The 16,455-nt window shown below is 46.8% G+C and carries 12 protein-coding genes, 1 tRNA gene and 2 CRISPR repeat arrays (1 of these 15 cut by a window edge); of the genes, 3 read left to right on the top strand and 10 right to left on the bottom strand.

What is annotated here, in order from left to right; all coding sequences use genetic code 11:
- The first annotated feature begins 4 nt into the window (after window positions 1–4).
- The 3 genes from aat to D9734_RS02975 all read left to right on the top strand — a co-directional run bounded on the left by aat (window position 5) and on the right by D9734_RS02975 (window position 2,442).
- Complete coding sequence (gene aat / locus D9734_RS02985) at window positions 5–709, top strand: leucyl/phenylalanyl-tRNA--protein transferase (protein ID WP_130205277.1); 705 nt, start codon at window positions 5–7, stop codon at window positions 707–709.
- Between the two features lie 284 nt (window positions 710–993).
- Window positions 994–1,212 carry a translation initiation factor IF-1 gene (gene infA / locus D9734_RS02980; protein ID WP_001040187.1) on the top strand — a complete coding sequence of 73 codons (219 nt, stop codon included), beginning with the start codon at window positions 994–996 and terminating at the stop codon, window positions 1,210–1,212.
- Between the two features lie 111 nt (window positions 1,213–1,323).
- Window positions 1,324–2,011: direct repeats of the CRISPR family, unit length 28 nt; unit sequence TTTCTAAGCTGCCTGTACGGCAGTGAAC.
- Between the two features lie 343 nt (window positions 2,012–2,354).
- A tRNA-Ser gene (locus D9734_RS02975) sits at window positions 2,355–2,442 on the top strand.
- Between the two features lie 302 nt (window positions 2,443–2,744).
- Here D9734_RS02975 and D9734_RS02970 read toward each other — a convergent pair.
- The 10 genes from D9734_RS02970 to cas1f all read right to left on the bottom strand — a co-directional run bounded on the left by D9734_RS02970 (window position 2,745) and on the right by cas1f (window position 16,277).
- Window positions 2,745–3,758, bottom strand: coding sequence for a fimbrial protein (locus D9734_RS02970; RefSeq protein WP_130205275.1), 1,014 nt, complete (start codon window positions 3,756–3,758; stop codon window positions 2,745–2,747).
- 11 nt (window positions 3,759–3,769) lie between these two features.
- The gene (locus D9734_RS02965) at window positions 3,770–6,256 is read right to left on the bottom strand and encodes a fimbrial biogenesis outer membrane usher protein (protein ID WP_130205273.1); all 2,487 of its coding nucleotides are present in this window, start codon (window positions 6,254–6,256) and stop codon (window positions 3,770–3,772) included.
- A 14-nt stretch (window positions 6,257–6,270) separates the two neighbouring features.
- A complete protein-coding gene (locus D9734_RS02960) occupies window positions 6,271–6,951 on the bottom strand; it encodes a fimbrial assembly chaperone (protein ID WP_130205271.1) in 681 nt (226 codons plus the stop codon).
- 55 nt (window positions 6,952–7,006) lie between these two features.
- On the bottom strand, window positions 7,007–7,549 hold the full coding sequence (yehD, locus tag D9734_RS02955; protein ID WP_130205269.1) for a fimbrial protein YehD: 543 nt from the start codon (window positions 7,547–7,549) through the stop codon (window positions 7,007–7,009).
- A gap of 380 nt (window positions 7,550–7,929) precedes the next feature.
- Entirely contained in the window at window positions 7,930–8,484 is a 555-nt protein-coding gene (gene cas6f / locus D9734_RS02950) for a type I-F CRISPR-associated endoribonuclease Cas6/Csy4 (protein ID WP_130205267.1), read from the bottom strand.
- A gap of 10 nt (window positions 8,485–8,494) precedes the next feature.
- Window positions 8,495–9,496, bottom strand: coding sequence for a type I-F CRISPR-associated protein Csy3 (gene csy3, locus D9734_RS02945; RefSeq protein WP_130205265.1), 1,002 nt, complete (start codon window positions 9,494–9,496; stop codon window positions 8,495–8,497).
- A gap of 10 nt (window positions 9,497–9,506) precedes the next feature.
- Complete coding sequence (csy2, locus tag D9734_RS02940) at window positions 9,507–10,430, bottom strand: type I-F CRISPR-associated protein Csy2 (protein ID WP_130205263.1); 924 nt, start codon at window positions 10,428–10,430, stop codon at window positions 9,507–9,509.
- Complete coding sequence (csy1, locus tag D9734_RS02935) at window positions 10,427–11,734, bottom strand: type I-F CRISPR-associated protein Csy1 (RefSeq protein ID WP_130205261.1); 1,308 nt, start codon at window positions 11,732–11,734, stop codon at window positions 10,427–10,429. The genes csy2 and csy1 overlap by 4 nt, the downstream gene beginning before the upstream one ends.
- A gap of 329 nt (window positions 11,735–12,063) precedes the next feature.
- Window positions 12,064–15,297, bottom strand: coding sequence for a type I-F CRISPR-associated helicase Cas3f (gene cas3f / locus D9734_RS02925; RefSeq protein WP_130205259.1), 3,234 nt, complete (start codon window positions 15,295–15,297; stop codon window positions 12,064–12,066).
- The gene (gene cas1f / locus D9734_RS02920; protein WP_130205257.1) at window positions 15,294–16,277 is read right to left on the bottom strand and encodes a type I-F CRISPR-associated endonuclease Cas1f; all 984 of its coding nucleotides are present in this window, start codon (window positions 16,275–16,277) and stop codon (window positions 15,294–15,296) included. Before cas1f ends, cas3f begins: the two co-directional genes overlap by 4 nt.
- A gap of 171 nt (window positions 16,278–16,448) precedes the next feature.
- A CRISPR array of direct repeats spans window positions 16,449–16,455; the repeat unit is 28 nt; it runs 1,402 nt beyond the window's last position.

The raw sequence follows: 16,455 nt of genomic DNA, 5'->3' as shown, positions 1-16,455 counted from the left end.
AGTCATGCGCCTGGTTCAGCTTTCTCGCCATTCAATAGCCTTCCCTTCCCCGGAAGGCGCATTACGTGAGCCTAACGGTCTGCTGGCACTGGGAGGCGATCTTAGCCCTGCGCGGCTGCTCATGGCTTATCAGCGTGGTATTTTCCCGTGGTTTTCTCCGGGCGATCCTATTCTCTGGTGGTCGCCTGATCCACGTGCGGTTTTATGGCCAGAATCACTGCATATCAGCCGCAGCATGAAACGTTTTCATAAGCGCTCTCCCTATCGCGTCACGCTGAATTACGCGTTTGGTCAGGTCATTGAAGGCTGCGCCAGCGATCGCGAAGAAGGGACCTGGATTACGCGTGACGTCGTCGAAGCCTACCATCGTCTTCATGAGTTGGGCCATGCCCATTCCATAGAAGTGTGGCGTGAAGGCGAAATTGTCGGCGGCATGTACGGCGTAGCGCAGGGAACACTGTTTTGTGGCGAGTCGATGTTCAGCCGCATGGAGAATGCCTCGAAAACAGCGCTCCTGGTTTTTTGTGACGAATTTATCCGCCACGGCGGCAAGCTTATCGACTGCCAGGTATTAAATGACCATACGGCCTCGCTTGGTGCCTGCGAAATTCCTCGCCGGGATTACCTCAATTATCTCAATCAACTGCGCCCCGAACGGTTACCAAATAATTTCTGGGTACCACGGCGATTGTTTTCACCACAAGAATGAATGTTTTCGGCACATTTCTCCCCAGAGTGTTATAATTGCGGTCGCAGAGTTGGTTATGCTCATTACTCCGCTGCCGATAAGGAATTTTTCGCGTCAGGTAACGCCCACCGTTTATCTCACCGCTCCCTTATACGTTGCGCTTATAGTGCGGCTTAGCCGTGTGTTTTCGGAGTTATGTGCCAAACCTGTTTGTTGCGAATTAGCGCACAAATCTTTACTTATTTACAGAACTTCGGCATTATCTTGCCGGTTCAAATTACGGTAGTGATACCCCAGAGGATTAGATGGCCAAAGAAGACAATATTGAAATGCAAGGTACCGTTCTTGAAACGTTGCCTAATACCATGTTCCGCGTAGAGTTAGAAAACGGTCACGTGGTTACTGCACACATCTCCGGTAAAATGCGCAAAAACTACATCCGCATCCTGACGGGCGACAAAGTGACTGTTGAACTGACCCCGTACGACCTGAGCAAAGGCCGCATTGTCTTCCGTAGTCGCTGATTGTTTTACCGCCTGATGGGCGAAGAGAAAGAACGAGTAAAAGGTCGGTTTAACCGGCCTTTTTTGCGTTTGGAGTTACGGGGAATAAATATTGGAGGATGGAGTGTTGTGTTTGAAAACTGCCTGTACGGCAGTGAACGAATCCTCCGAGGCCAATGTAGGTTATGTATCTTTCTAAGCTGCCTGTACGGCAGTGAACTGTTCAGCTATCAAGGGCGTATTTGCATAGCTTTTCTAAGCTGCCCGTACGGCATTGAACAAGTGGCCCAACTTTACTACGACACAATAAAGTTTCTAAGCTGCCTGTACGGCAGTGAACGTTGGTCCTGGCCTCACGCGTAGGCGCTTCCGTTTCTAAGCTGCCTGTACGGCAGTGAACGATGTGATTTTCGTAATAATGGTTTCATATGATTTCTAAGCTGCCTGTACGGCAGTGAACTTTCCACTCAGGTTTCCAGTGGAAACTTTTTTTTTCTAAGCTGCCTGTACGGCAGTGAACGTCGATCGGTGCATCCTTAGAGTCCATAATCCTTTCTAAGCTGCCTGTACGGCAGTGAACCGTCAGGAAATAATTGATGCTTGCCGGGTATGTTTCTAAGCTGCCTGTACGGCAGTGAACCAGAGAACGCGGGGGAAAGGTCGGCCGCGCAATTTCTAAGCTGCCTGTACGGCAGTGAACATATGTCGGCCTTTTTCGCTATCAGCGTGCCGTTTCTAAGCTGCCTGTACGGCAGTGAACACGTTGCATTTTCCGGAAAAATGGACTAGATTTTTCTAAGCTGCCTGTACGGCAGTGAACTGGAATAATAGCAGACTATCCGATTGATTTACTGTTAAAACTTACACAGTCGTAGATTCAAACCCTTTTTCCAGACTTCAAAATAGAAATAAACAAAATCAATGAGTTACATTTCAACCTAAAAAAAGGGTCGATTTGGTACTTCTTCAATCTCATATTTTATACATAGCTTTTGATAAACTATCGAACAGAACACATACGATCATAATCTCCGTCACGCAAACTGCGTGTTCATTGCGTAACCAAACGAATCAATCTCTATAAATTCTTCTTGACCGTTTTACTCCAACTCCCTATAGTAGCGCCCCGTTGCCACCCATGAGGTCAGGCAGCAAAACAATTTGGTGAGGTGTCCGAGTGGCTGAAGGAGCACGCCTGGAAAGTGTGTATACGGCAACGTATCCGGGGTTCGAATCCCCGCCTCACCGCCATATTCTGAGAAGAGCTCGTACGAAAGTACGGGCTTTTTTTTCGCATGTGACCCGTCCTGGCGGGGTGAGAAGCCCGGACCCGGGTTCGACAACTGGCGGCAGCCAGTTGGACAGACCGCGAACGCAGTGAGTGGGCTGCCCGCAGGGCGAGCGAAGCGAGTCAATCCCCGCCTCACCGCCATATTTTAAGAAGAGCTCGTACGAAAGTACGGGCTTTTTTTTCGCATTAATGCGCCTTAAATAAAAAACACGTACTTCCTCTTCGAAAGTACGTGAAAATCAGTGGCTGATTACTATACCCACTAGTCGTAGGATACGGCAAATATGGCTTTGCTTTGGACTTCTCCAGGCTGTAGTGCTTCCTCCTTCACGCGGACATATTTCGCGGTAATCGGGAAGGTGTACTGATTCTCAATGGCCGCCATTTTAGTTAGTTTATTCATCAGAGTATCGCCCATCTTTAACGGTGTCGTTGCGTTGCCATTATAAATCTGGAACCCAACCCCTTTAGCACCATTAAGCGATGTGTTTTTCAGAATGGTTCCACTATCATCCCATTCACCGCGCGCAACTTTAAAAGTCACTGGATTAGTCGTGACGTTATAAACACTGTCACAATTTAAAACCAGATCTATAGAACCTGATTTTGTGTTATTGGCAGATTGCATCTCACTTATCGTTGTTTCTGGCATTCTTATTTCGTAAGTCGGTTGCGAGAAACTACAGGTTGTAGGTTTGTGTTTGATGCTAAATTCTATATTCTGAGTATAAGAAACATCACTATTTAGTCGCCCAGAAAACCAACAATAAAGCCATGATATGATATTATTATTGCAAGAGTTATCTGTTAGTATGCTAATAGCGGGGCGCGGGATGGTTATCTTGTCGATATTGGTGGTTATTGTATGGTCTACTTTACTCGTTGGTGCAACATATTCTGCCTTAAGAGTGAATGGCTTGGTATTTATAACATCCTGAGTGTTATATTCTTTTGGAGAAGCACCCAAGGAATCAGTTCCAGTAGAAACAGGAAAACCACTACTCTCAAGGTTAAATTTCATAAAAATTGATTTACCCGAATCCGACTCTCTAAGTTCAACGATATAATCTTTTAACGGTGTTGCATAATACATTTTATCGCTTGTTGCATTACATGTGAACGTATCCACTAAGTTTGTATTAATCACAGCCGTTACCGTATCTTGTGCCATATCTAGTTCTATCGTTTGGCTTGCTGTTGTATTAGGCCCCAAGGTACATTTAGCCTGTCCCAAAAATGGCAAAGCCAGTAAAAACAAAAACCAATATTTCTTCATAAACAAATCCTTTAACGACAAATATAAACTTTATTCTCATCAATAACGTTATCAAAGGTAATAGTGCAGAATTGTTCCTGCTGTTTATTAACCGAGACACGAATCGACGCGGGAACATCATTGGTGCGAATAAATATCCGACTTCCCTGTCCTACTAAACCCACATTGTTGCCGCTTTCATCTTCAACCTCATAACCAAACGGCAACGGAGAGCCATCAGGACGTTCGGAGATGAAATACCAGGGCTTGCGTTTATCAGTCTCAAACTGCGTCATCACTACCGCACCACGATAAGGAACGGTGTTTTTACGGTTACCCAGTAGCGCCACATCGCTTTTACTGTCGGCAATATCCAACATCAACGTATTTTCACGATACGGCGTCAGGTTGTCATAAATAGCGTAGCCTCTGCTATCCGTGGTCAGGTAACGATATCCCTGCACCGCAGCCCCCTCCAGTCCCGGCGCTTTGACAATGGCAAACGTATCGGAAAGTCTGGGAGCCAATGCCACTCCGTCTGACCACGCGACTAAACCGCCTTGAATATTACCGCTAATCTGCTGATATCTTTTCGACTCGCTATAGCTACCACCAATAGTCGCCAATGGCGCACGCCAGGTCAGATTTCCACCTGCTGTTGTTTCGCTGCCCTGGTGTTGATGGCTTAAGTTAGCCCCGTAGCTGAACTGATCGCGGCTCCCCGCTACACCGCTGAGGCTGGTGTTATTCGACCGATAGCCGTCTTTATCAAAAGTGGTCGAGTTAGAAACAAATAAATCTCGTCGTTTTTCAGTGATTCCATCACCCCATGAGAAAGGAATTGAGAAATATAAGTTAATGCGTCTATCTTCGTGGTTATCTTCATCGTAGGTCTGGCTAACAGACAAGGTATAACTAAGGCGTTCCCAGGAGTTCGAATAGCTGAGTTGATAATCTTTCCCTGTCCCGCTACGTTCCCAATAATCCCGCCATTGACCGCTGACTGATAAATACCCCCACTTTTCCGGTAATGACTGGTTTATATTTACAGAAAAGCTGTTCTTACGACCAAAATCGTACTGATAATAGTCGGCGATATCATAAATTGAGTCATCTTCTCGATTATAGTTTTTCCTGTTATTTGCCCATACGTGATCGTTAAAAGTACGATAATCCCGAGAAGAATAACGCCAGGCCGCCAGCGAAAATTGCGTTCCACTCTGTGAGAGATATTTATTCCAGGCAATCTGATAACTTTGACCATTAAATACATCACCGTTATCTTGCTCACTATGTGAATGGGTAAAATCAACCGATACAGCACCAATCGGTGTATTCCATCCCGTGCCGAGAACAAACGATGAGTAATTATCAGACAGCTGCGTGCCAGCATAGAGAGTCAGCAAATTATTAAGGCCATACTGATAGCTTCCCTGAATAAAATCTGACTGATCGCTGGCGCCCTCAATACGGCTACGTCCGGCAGCAAATTCATATTTCGAAACGCCCGGTTGCAACATATTTGGTACAGATGAATAAGGTACACGATAACGCGACACCGAACCGTCAGCTTCTTTTACGGTAACTTCCAGATCTGCACCACCACCAGCAAGTTGCAAATCATCAATGGCGAATGGACCTGGCGGAACCTCTTTCTGGTAAACCACAAAGCCATTTTGTTCGATAGTGACAAGCGCGTTACTTTGGGCAACACCTCGTACCACAGGAGTAAAATTCTGTTTAGAGTTCGGCAACATCTGCATATCGCGCCAAAGGCGTACACCGCGAAAACGCACGGAGTCAAAAACATCGGAGCCAGTATACATTTCACCAGCACGCAATGTGCCAAGAATTTGTGGAATTCCGCGCTCCAGATATAACGTGTTACTCTTCCATATACCGCTGCTCTCGTCACTTTTCGTATAATTGGCATTTGAATGCAACTGCCAGCCCAGAAGATTCAAACCACTATTCAGATTTAAATAGCTACTTTTATTATCTCCTCCGTGCTTATAATTACTGTAATACTGACTGGCATAATAAGACGTATATAATGCGTTAATCCCGCGATCCCATGCCTCAGGCGGGACATATCCGCGTTCATACTCAACGACATAGGCTTGGGGTACACTTAACTTCAGGTTAAAATGCCCAATATCATAGTCAACGCTGCCGCCCTGTACCGCTTCCCGAAGTGGTACACATTCTACGCTTTTATCGATATTAATTCCTTCAGTGAGGATACCTATTTGCTTTAACTGCTCCCTGGATAAACATGTTGCATCCGGATCATCTTTAATATCGACATTATAATGTCCGCGCCACTGATTATTCAGGTATACATCCATATCATAGATACCGGGCATCGGCTTATCACTATCGATATGATAGTCAGAAATTTTTTCCCCATTTAATCCGCCAATCATAAAATGGGTGTCAAATGTTTCATCTTCCGCCCATGCAGACGAAGTTGCCAACACAGACAGGATAGCCAGCGTAATAGAATTAAGTTTAGACATAATCAATCCCTGATCTATTTGACGGTTTTTACTTTTTCACTCAAATAGTTTCCATTATCATCAATAAGTGTAATTGTATATTGATTGATGGCTGAGGCTGTGGTTATAGTCTTATCTGACCAGGGGGCTAGTAACAACGTTTCCTTGTTTATTTTTGCATTCCCGGTCAACTCAGGAATAGTTATCCAGTTTGCGGAGTTGTTTTTGATATTAATACCGCCATTGGCATTTTTAATGCTCAGACGACGAAAACTTTTCTTATCCACGCCAGTAAGCCCCTCTGGACGGTAGATAAATTTAATACGGTTTTGCATGGCGAATTTTATGCCATTCTTATCTTCTAATTCGGGGCAATTAGGTGGGATGTCTAGCACATTAAGGAAGAACAGGCTTTCGCGATCTTTTGGTAGTGTATTCGCCAATTTTTTGATTTTGAGTTGTTGCCCTTCCCCCCCTTTTACGTGAGCGACCGGTGGCGTCAACACAAACGGAACATGAATTTTTTCTGGGGGTAGGCTGGTATCGCCATCATCAATCCATGACTGAACCAGGGCGCTACGATTACCTTCATTCATTAACTGAACGGTAATCTCTTTTTTCTGTTCTGGATAAATAACACGAGTGCCGTAGATATAGACACCCCCCCACGCAGGCGTGACCATGCCGGCCAGCAAGAAGGCTATAAATTTTTTCATGATAACAATCCTTGTTATTGAAAATCGGCGACCGAAGCCGCCGATAAACACGGTATTAATCTGTCACGACAGTCATTGTCAGGGCAGATTTAACATCACCCGGGGTCACTGTTTCACCAGACTTTGCATATTTTGCACTAAAGTTAAGCGTATACAAACCATCCACACCTTGTCCATTTAATTCAATAACACCATCCTTTGTGATTTTCTCTTCGTTACCATTATTAACATAATAGACAGCAAACCCTGCGCCATTATCCGAAGCAGTATTAACCGTAATATTGTTATTAGAGTCAATGAATTGAGAACTGGAAAACGTAATTCTTGGCGTTTTATCTCCAACACATTGAACTTTTAGAGGCACGGTAGTTGTATTTGAATAAGTATCAACGGTATTGCCAACAGCTACATTTTCAAATTGATCAGCACCAATTTCGTTCATAGCAATGGTTGCAGTACTACCGTCGATAAATTGACAAGTAGTTCCTGCAACTTTACCGGTAATAATCAACTCGCCCTGTTGATTCCCTTCTGCAAAAGCCCCTGCACTCATAAAAAGAGAAGATAATACTGCAACTGCAATAATTGAACGTTTCATAGTCTATTCCTTAACTAATTTATTCCAGGTGATTAAGAGTCTTTGTCCTCTCGGAAATGAATTTCGCAAATTACATTTGCTATCGCAATGTAAACAAGTTGTTTTCGTGATTTAAATCAAATTATAAAAAATACATAACCAGCAAAAAATACCCATAAAAATATTTTCATTATTTACTATTCGTCATTATTTGATGTCATTACAAGGTAGATTAATACGTATTATTAATTGAGGATTGCTTGTTTTAAATAAATATCCATATACTTATGAAAGTGTAGGGCATTGAATTCCTTATTCTATTTCCAGCCAGAAATCGGCTTTTCAATAGACAAAAAGACCTGACGGTAAGGCCAGGTCTTTTATACATTCCAACTAACCAATCAAAACCAGGGAATAGTAGCGGTTGCGCTTAATCCATAACTACTGAATACCCCTTTAACCGGTTCTGTACGCAAATCCCCATGTCGGATAAACAATTTGAACTGTTGCTGACTCGATAAACTCTTCATATTAAGAAAAGGTAAGTCGGTCCGCTGTTCAGCTTGCGTCGCCAGTCGCTCAATCGCCTGTTCTTCAGTAAGCCAACCTTTTTTCACTGAACGCCTTAACAGACGCTGGGGGTTACTTTTAACCTGCACACGGCTTACTACTCGCCAGCCCTTTATTTCTGGAACGGGAGTGACAGGTGAACATTGGCAATAGTCCGTTAGTCCTTTACGCCACGCTGAGGCTTCAAGCGCCTGTAATGTCTGGGCGCTACCATGCAAGCGTAAACGCGCTCCTGGCATAACATTTACGTCCGGGAAACTTACGCCGATATCGCCTTGCCCTCTTGCACCTAATGCCCGATGCAGTTTGGCAAATAACGCCGCCATCAACATTTCGCTCGAAAATTCAGGATCTGGCAGAACGCGGATCTCAAGGTAGTGATCCATTGGCAGCTCCTTATTCCGATTTCTCACCAAAGACACCGCCGCGGATCAGCACAGCCATCACGTAGTGCTGCTGCTCAACGTCTGGTTTCATCCCTTTAGTCACCCAATTGTCCAGTAAGGTATAAAAGTCGAGTTTTTCTTTCGGTTGACGGCAGGCCACACCGCGACTGGTTACAGAACCGTAAGGTTCCACGGCGATAGCACCTAATTCATCCACTTTTGGATGCCAGGTATCGATGGTACGTAAAGCATTGCCAATCTTCTGAGAGTGGATACCGGCAATACCAGCTACCTGGTATAACACGCGACTTTTGCTACTGTTGCTGTCGAGTACCAGCTCCTGCGACGGGAAAACTTCTTGCCCGGCGCCAAGACGGACCTGCGCTTCAACGGTAAGCATCACCCACTCTTTTCCGCTCAATCCTTGTTCAATCGTTGCCGCCAGTTTCGTGACGCTACTCTGGCCCTGATCAAATTGACGTAACGAGAAGTCATGGCTGTTAAAAGTCCATGATTTGTCGTTAGCGGTGACTTTCACCTGAATTTGCTCGGCACCGATACGGTTACGCCACAGAAAACGGCCATTTGCCAGATTCAGGGCATAGCGAAGCGCCAGTTCTTTAAAGCCATGTTCGCTGATATAACCTTCAATAACGTCAGAAAGCACCTCCTGATAGGCCATATCATTACATACTGAAGGTGAGGATAAATTACCCAGCACGCGCAGCGTAAACATCACTTTTAGCGTATCCGCATTAACCGGAAGCGCTGCCACATCTACCCGCTGCAAGTTGGCTTTTTGGATTTCTGCATTCAGCTTTAACGCATTACTGGAAATTGCATCTTTCAGGCGATTGGAGATGGTTCCGCGAACGGCTTTCTCCTGAATCTCAATAGGTTGCCATTCATTTCCTTGCCAGTTACCTGCGTACATCACCGCGTCAGAGGTTGCCAGTTTGCGCTCAAATGCCAGTACTGACGCCGTTTTTACTGCTACAGGGGCCTTTGCCATAATTATGTCCTTATTCTGTATCGTCATCTTCATTAATCGTAGGGTCATCAACGACTGGTATTGCCGAGCAATAGTAGCCAGTGTCCGTTGTACGGTAACGCCACATCAGCGGTTGCAAGCCAGTAATACGATGTAATCCGCGCCATTCGCCAATGCCATAAACTGCTTCGGCAAAGGCAAATGGTGTTGAGGTATCGCGCGCATTTTCAACTTCACCGGGTGCGTAAACAGGAGAAATGCGTTGGTAGCCACACATTAACGGTACCAGGAAACCAGGCATTGGCTTCGGCTGGTATACCCATTGTGCGCTGTTGTCTTCTGCCGGAGATTCGGCCTGATATTTAATCGCAGCAAAATCAAGCCAGGCATCAAGCAACGATATGTCGGGATGTTGTTGGTGATGTTCAGCCAGCCATTCACTGCGATCGTAAAGCGCATAGCCAGGCATTAAACGCCAGATGATTTTACGCAGTTGCTTTTCATCTTCAGGCGCATGAAAAAGCTGTGGTTCGCGCATGTCAACAATGCTGCCGCCCGCCAGTTTGTGGCTCTGGCAGAGCATTTTCAGATGGTCGCAAAGAGCTTTTCTGCCATATTCACCATTGGTAATTTCGCCATTACATTCAATCAGCAGAGAAACCGTCAGGTGCATACGGCCCTCTTCATTGAACGAGGCGGTTTTACCTTCTCTGGTTAATGGGTTACGGGTGAGAGCGAATTGAAAATCGCGCCCGGAGCTGTACGCCTGAATATGCTGTTCATGGCTTACTACCGCACAACCGTCAAAACTTACGCCAAATTCATCCACGACTTTTCGAGAAAGCGCATGGACATAACCGAGAAAATGGGTCATCGACGGGAATCCCCAGGTCAACCCGGAGACGGCGTTAGCGTTTTCGATGCGTACATGGGGTAACAAGAGCAGATAACTCATTTCAGCGCCTCCTGCAAAACGGCTTCCATTTCACGCATCCGTTGAGTAAACAGGGACTGACTGCGCCACTCCCTTTGCTCGACAGCACCGACATCGAAACGGGCTTTTTTCAGGCGATAGTTCAGCCAGCGCGCGAAATCATCGGCTACCGTCTCTTGCCAGTCGTTTTTCTCACGCTCCTGTTTGAAAGTCTCATCTGAGAGGCTTCGCCACGGGTCCAGCCAAAGTTGTTGGTGGCGAGGTAAGTCTGGTGATTGCGCGGACCATCCCTGCCATTTTTCTTGCTGAAATGAAGACGCCTGCATGAACAGCAGATCAATCAACTCATCAATATATTTCGCCCGCGCAGTTCGGATATGAACATTGTTTATGTCAACCTTCAGCAGGTAAGTCATCCGGGCTACGATGCCTGAAGCCGCCCGATTGAAATCGCCGCGTAGGGAAAAAATACTGCGCATGTTTTGTGGTGCGCGATCCAGAGTCTCCCAGGTAGGTGGCATTGACGGCAACAGCCAGACTCGGCCACCACGCACACTATTGAGCAACGAAATATTCTGCGGTTTTGTGCCTCCAAAATGCATTTCGGCAAGATTAGGAAACCAGATATCTGGCTGGGAGTGCCATTTTCCTGCTTTGCGGGCATCGCGAATGGCTTTCGATTCCTCACTAAAGCGCACGGCGGTTAGCTTTTCATACATCGCCTGCGCCAGTGAACTGGAAAACAGTGGGCAGAGCAGATGATAGCCATCATCGACAGGGAAATAGATTTGCTTCGAAAGTTTATGCGCTTTAATCCACTCCGAAGCATATGCTTCACTAAAGCATTCAACCCATTGTTTTAATTGTTCAACATCCAACGCAAAAGCATTTAATGATTGATAATCGCCACGTTTTAAACTGGCGAGTAATGAATCACCGTTGACTTTCGTTAGCAGTAGCTTTGCAACATCAAAAACGGCTGCGTTACCTTCTGCATCCTCTTTAATAATTGCCAGTGATGCTGTATTTAAATATCCTTCGCTGACGAATTTCTCCAAATAACGTCCATATGCTTTGGAGTCACCATTACTATATTTTGTCCCGTGGGAGATTATCCTTATAGTACGAACACGCTTTGCCGCATCCGTTAACCAGTTACGTGGCAGGTAGCGTGCTTCGAGTTCCTGTCGCTCCAGAGCGATAACGCTGGCGTCCTCGCCCTGCTCCAGTCGCTTTGCTGCTTCTTTTTCAAAGGCTTCGATTTTGGGTTGCCTTCGCGAAGCGATGTAGTCAGTAATAAATTGTATTAGCGCCGTTTTTTCCATCTCGGCTCCTATCGTTAATCCATCAAATTAAAGTTGCTCCCTGATTTCACTGAAAAATCTCCGTAGCTCAACATGGCTTCAGTACAACTGATGCATACAGCAAAAGGGACAACCCCCGTGGTGATAATCATGGATAGTTCACCTAGATATATCTGCGATTTAATCTAGCCAAACCCAATGCAACAAACCAAAGTGATATTACCATGCATAAATTATTTGCCACACAATAGTTATACAGTTAACATTTGCGCACTGCCGTTGGCAGCTTAGAAATAGATGTATCTCCGAATACGGACTTGTAAACTGCCGCACAGGCAGCTCGCCCCCTATCACAGGTTGCGAAACACCCCTAACCAGGGGTGATAACGCCAGCCATCGACCGCATCTTCTTCACTGACCGGTACTCTCACTTCAGCAAACATTTCTCCAACACGCTGTATTTCACAACTTTGCTTATCAGCTAAATTCAACAAAACGAGCTGGTAATCCATCACGCCCCAGCAAGCGACGCCGCTGGCACATCTCACCTCTTCTCGCCTGAAATTCCCTTGCGCTTTACGCTCGTTGTCGCCCGTGCGGGAATAGAAACGCACTTCGCTTTCTTCATCATCCATATGCAAAAAAAACACCGCCTCCGGCAAAGGGGAATATCGAAATGGCGTCTGGCGCTGCATCCAGCCGTTCCAGCTTAGCGGTGCACGCCACCATTGCGCCGCCACCACATGTTTGCTTTTACTGCTCATCAATTCGGCGGATAAACGACTATGTTCAAGCTCCGCCAGTTTGTTGTCATTATTGGCAGACAGGATCCGCGGCAAGGCGTTAATCGTCCGGTAGTCCGCAATCGGAATCAGTTCGCAAATATCGTGGCTATTCAGCAAGTGTTCTTTTGTTTCGAAACCTGGTTTACAAAATGCGGGGGCTTTTTTCTGCAATGCCTTAATATTGCTACGTAAAATAACCAGATTCTCACTGGTCGGCACATTTCTACGGTGGCGCTGAATACGTCCGGCAAATTGAATAATCGAACGCATGGAGCTTGGTTCAATAATTCCCCAGTCCGCATCCCAGTCACGCCCCACTTCTATAACCGATGTCCCCAACACCACAAAAAGATGGTGCGATTCCGGACTGTTATGTAAAGCATCTGCGATATCTTCGTTGCTCCAGAAATCGAGTTCGTTATGACGAGTAAAAGCGCGATCCAGCCGCTTCTCAATATCTGAACGCACCGCCAGCGGGTGTCGGGAGTGGTAAACACAGTAATGAATGCAGACATCTTCTGGTGAAGGAATGGCAATCAGGGCTTTGGTCACCGCAACCAGTGGGTTGATATTCGCGAAACGCACCAGGCCCAGCGAAACGGTTTTACCGCTTTCGTGTCGCTGGCGATGCGCCTGATGCAACTTCAGCATTTGCGTATGCACCGTCTGGGCCACACTTTCGGTAACGTCTTGTATCGCGCTTGATGCAAATGAAATTGAAGCAACACGCCCGAAATGCAGTCGCTCTTTTTCAGCCAGCATCACCGCTCGCCGTGCAACAAATTTGGCATGTGCATCACGAAACCCAGGCCCGTCGAAAATTTGCGTTGCATCAGCATCTTTTTCATCAAACCAGGCACAGCAGATATTGACGGGCCTGCCGTTGGTACCACAAGACGTCTGCCACATTTTACGCCCGGCGAGATAAGCCGCGAACAACGCCTGAATCAGCCCTGGAGGTAGCGTCGCCGAGGAAAGTAATACCCGCGTTCCTAGCATCCCGGCCCAGTTCATCAAACGACATACCGCATGAAGATCGGCAATATCAAAGTCATCAGGTTCGTCGAGCACTAAATCGCTGGTTAACAGGCGCAACATCGCCGGAAGCTGTTTCCCGCCACGCACACCCTCGGTCGCAGAAATAAGATGATCAATCGTCGCGACCAGAATCGGTGCGCTAACTAACTCCTTAAGTTTGCTGTCATCCTTCAACCATTTTTCCAGCGCCCCGGTATGCAGGCTGCCTTCGTACTTAACGAACTGTAGCTCCTCTATTGGCGACTCTTGCGAAGCACTTCCGTAATCATTGTCTATTTTTTCCTGCTGCCACAGTTGCTTAACTGCCGCCGAACCAATCAGTACCGCCAGCTCATCCTCACCTAGTCCAAGCCGACTGCGCAGAGCATCGCCGGTTTGCAAAGTCAGCGTGCGCAATCCCAGCGCAACGGTAAATCGGCACCCTTCTCGCTCGTCGGCAAGTGCATACATAATGCGGGCGTTCGCAAAGGTTTTACCACAACCCGTCGAGGCCATATTGACGCCGAAAAATCCCTCTTCACGACTTCGTTCACGTAGCGCTCGCGCCACATCCCAGGCTCTATCTTGCCAGCGATATTTCACATCTGTGACCCGCTGGCTAAAACCTTTATGTCGGGCAATTGCCGGAAGCGATGCCCGTGTGTGCATCAGTTGCCGCCCAAGCAGATACGCATGATGCGCGACGCCCACAAGATGTTCGTCTACCCGCTGTTTGAGCGTGCCGCTTTGGCGATCGCTATTTGCCCAGACGATATATTCCGGGTCCTGCCATTTTTGCTGCGCGTCATTAGATGAATAGTAGTGATCGGCAAGCATCAGGCAAAAACGCGCCATATGTAAGGGGAACAACTGTTCCATCTGCCCGTATGTCTTTAAACCGAGCGCGTTGCTTGCCCGGCGAGAAATCTGACGCGCTTTTTCCCGCCAGCTCGCGCTTTGAAGCGGCGTTCCTGATGGAAACTGCCAGACTTGCTCAAAATCCTGTTGCGTCCAGTCATTTTTGCGGTGGTTAACGGCATTCCAGTCAGCATTCAGTTGCTTCTCCAGCCAACTTTCACACCCTTTGCATGATTGTTCCGGCTGTGAAGAAAGATTCTCCGGCATTCGATGATGGGAAAGGATCAGCCAACCTACCGTCCTGGCTAGCGGTTGCAGCGAACTGAATGGACTATTTGAAAAATGAGGTGTGTCTTTTTGTAGACGTTCAAGAATCGCAACTTCATCATCTGCCGTTAATTCCCCGAGTTTCTCCAGCCACACATCGTCTGGCTGTTCACCAACAAACGCCTGGAAAAGCCGCAGTGAGATCCATTCATGCCGATAAGGTTGATAACTGCGTGCGCTCTTATGGGTCAGGCTTTGCTGAAAGCTGCGTCCTGCTTTACCAAAATCATGAAACAACCCGGCGATAGCCGCCAGCAGCGCAATGCTCTCCGCGCATTGCCAGCGATTTTCTTCTTTGTTCACCAGGCTGGTTTGGGTTGTTCGATTCGTGGGAACGCGTCCCTGTGCATTAAAACGACGAATATTACCCACAATCCACATCAACTCCATTTGCCCGTTCTTCTTCAGCCAGTGACATGCCACTGCGGTATTTCGCCTGGCTGTTTTGCGCAGTAAACGGCGGAGTGTATTAACGCCTTCCAGAGTAATCACCGTTTGCCATGCGGCATCACCTGTACGTTCAGCAAACTGATCAATAATACGGCAGCTTTCCACGCGGGCATTTTTTGTACAGCGCGAGATAATCAGAACATTCATTGATCAGCCTTAGCCAGTGCCTGGGCCGTATCTTGCAAAGAGGTGATCATGACATCCAGCGCATCCGCTTGTTGAAAGATATTGATGCAGCGTTGACGAAACTCCTGAGCATCTTCTCCCGCCATTGCGGCAATAAATGCTTGTGGCATAACCAGGGCATCTTTAATCAGATCGGCAAGGTCAAAAACGAGGCCGCCGCGACGTGTTTTACCGTGCATTACTGCTAAACCGTGCGGGATCCCGGTTACCCACGCCGCCACTGCCGCCAGCCCATAAGCCAGATAATTACCCTGATCGAGGAAGCGGTTAGCCATATCAATCCCACCGCCCCGTTTTGCGCGAGTAAAGTCGCCATAGCCCACGGTTTGGCTCACCATTTTGTAGAGTGCTTTGGTCAATTTGGCCTCTACGAGCATAAGCTGCGTATGGTTTTCTGCCGCGTCTATTTCTTCACGAGTACGATTTAGTAGGGTCTGCAGTGCATTAGCATCAGGCTGAAAGGCGTGTTCACGCTGCATTTTCGCGCTGGTCCAGTGCTTATCGATATGTGTCAGGCGGATTAACTGAAAACGTTTCGCTGCGGCAAGTCGTTTATCTTCAGCAAACCAAAAAGAAACCCACTGCTGAAGATATTCTGTAGGGCGATATTCACTTTGCGGACTGAGCCAGAAGACATCAACATCAACTTCATTTGCCGAATACAGCGGCGTGCCATCCGTACCGCAAAAGCCCACCATCACCCCGGCATGGGCAAATTCACGCATCGCCGCCTGAGTAACGGATGTTCCCATCCCCAACATCAATGCCGTGGTATTCGCAATGGGGATATTCCAGTAGTACGACTCCTTACCTTCACTGGTAACATATTCCACTCGCCCACCATTCACCTGCACCCGGCATTTTTCCAGATAATAAATATTGGCGCGTTTAGAGTGGAGAATGGTTTTGAGGTCAGATGGAGTAAGGTAATTGGAAGACATAAACACATCCTGTGATTATTTTTATTTGAAGGAGTTAGGATTAGTACAGCATTGATTTCTGTGCGAGAAATTGATTTCTATCGCAATTATTACGATTGTTATTGTGTGTTGCAGCTAATAGTTCGGAGTTGAGAACGCCATAACGCAGCTAAATTTCTGCCATCATCGTATTTGTGAA

Origin of the sequence: Escherichia sp. E14S1 (assembly GCF_004211995.1) — a bacterium.
In the GTDB taxonomy this organism is placed as follows: domain Bacteria; phylum Pseudomonadota; class Gammaproteobacteria; order Enterobacterales; family Enterobacteriaceae; genus Escherichia.
Note: the sequence above shows the minus strand (reverse complement) of the source record. Positions and strands in the feature narration are given on the sequence as shown.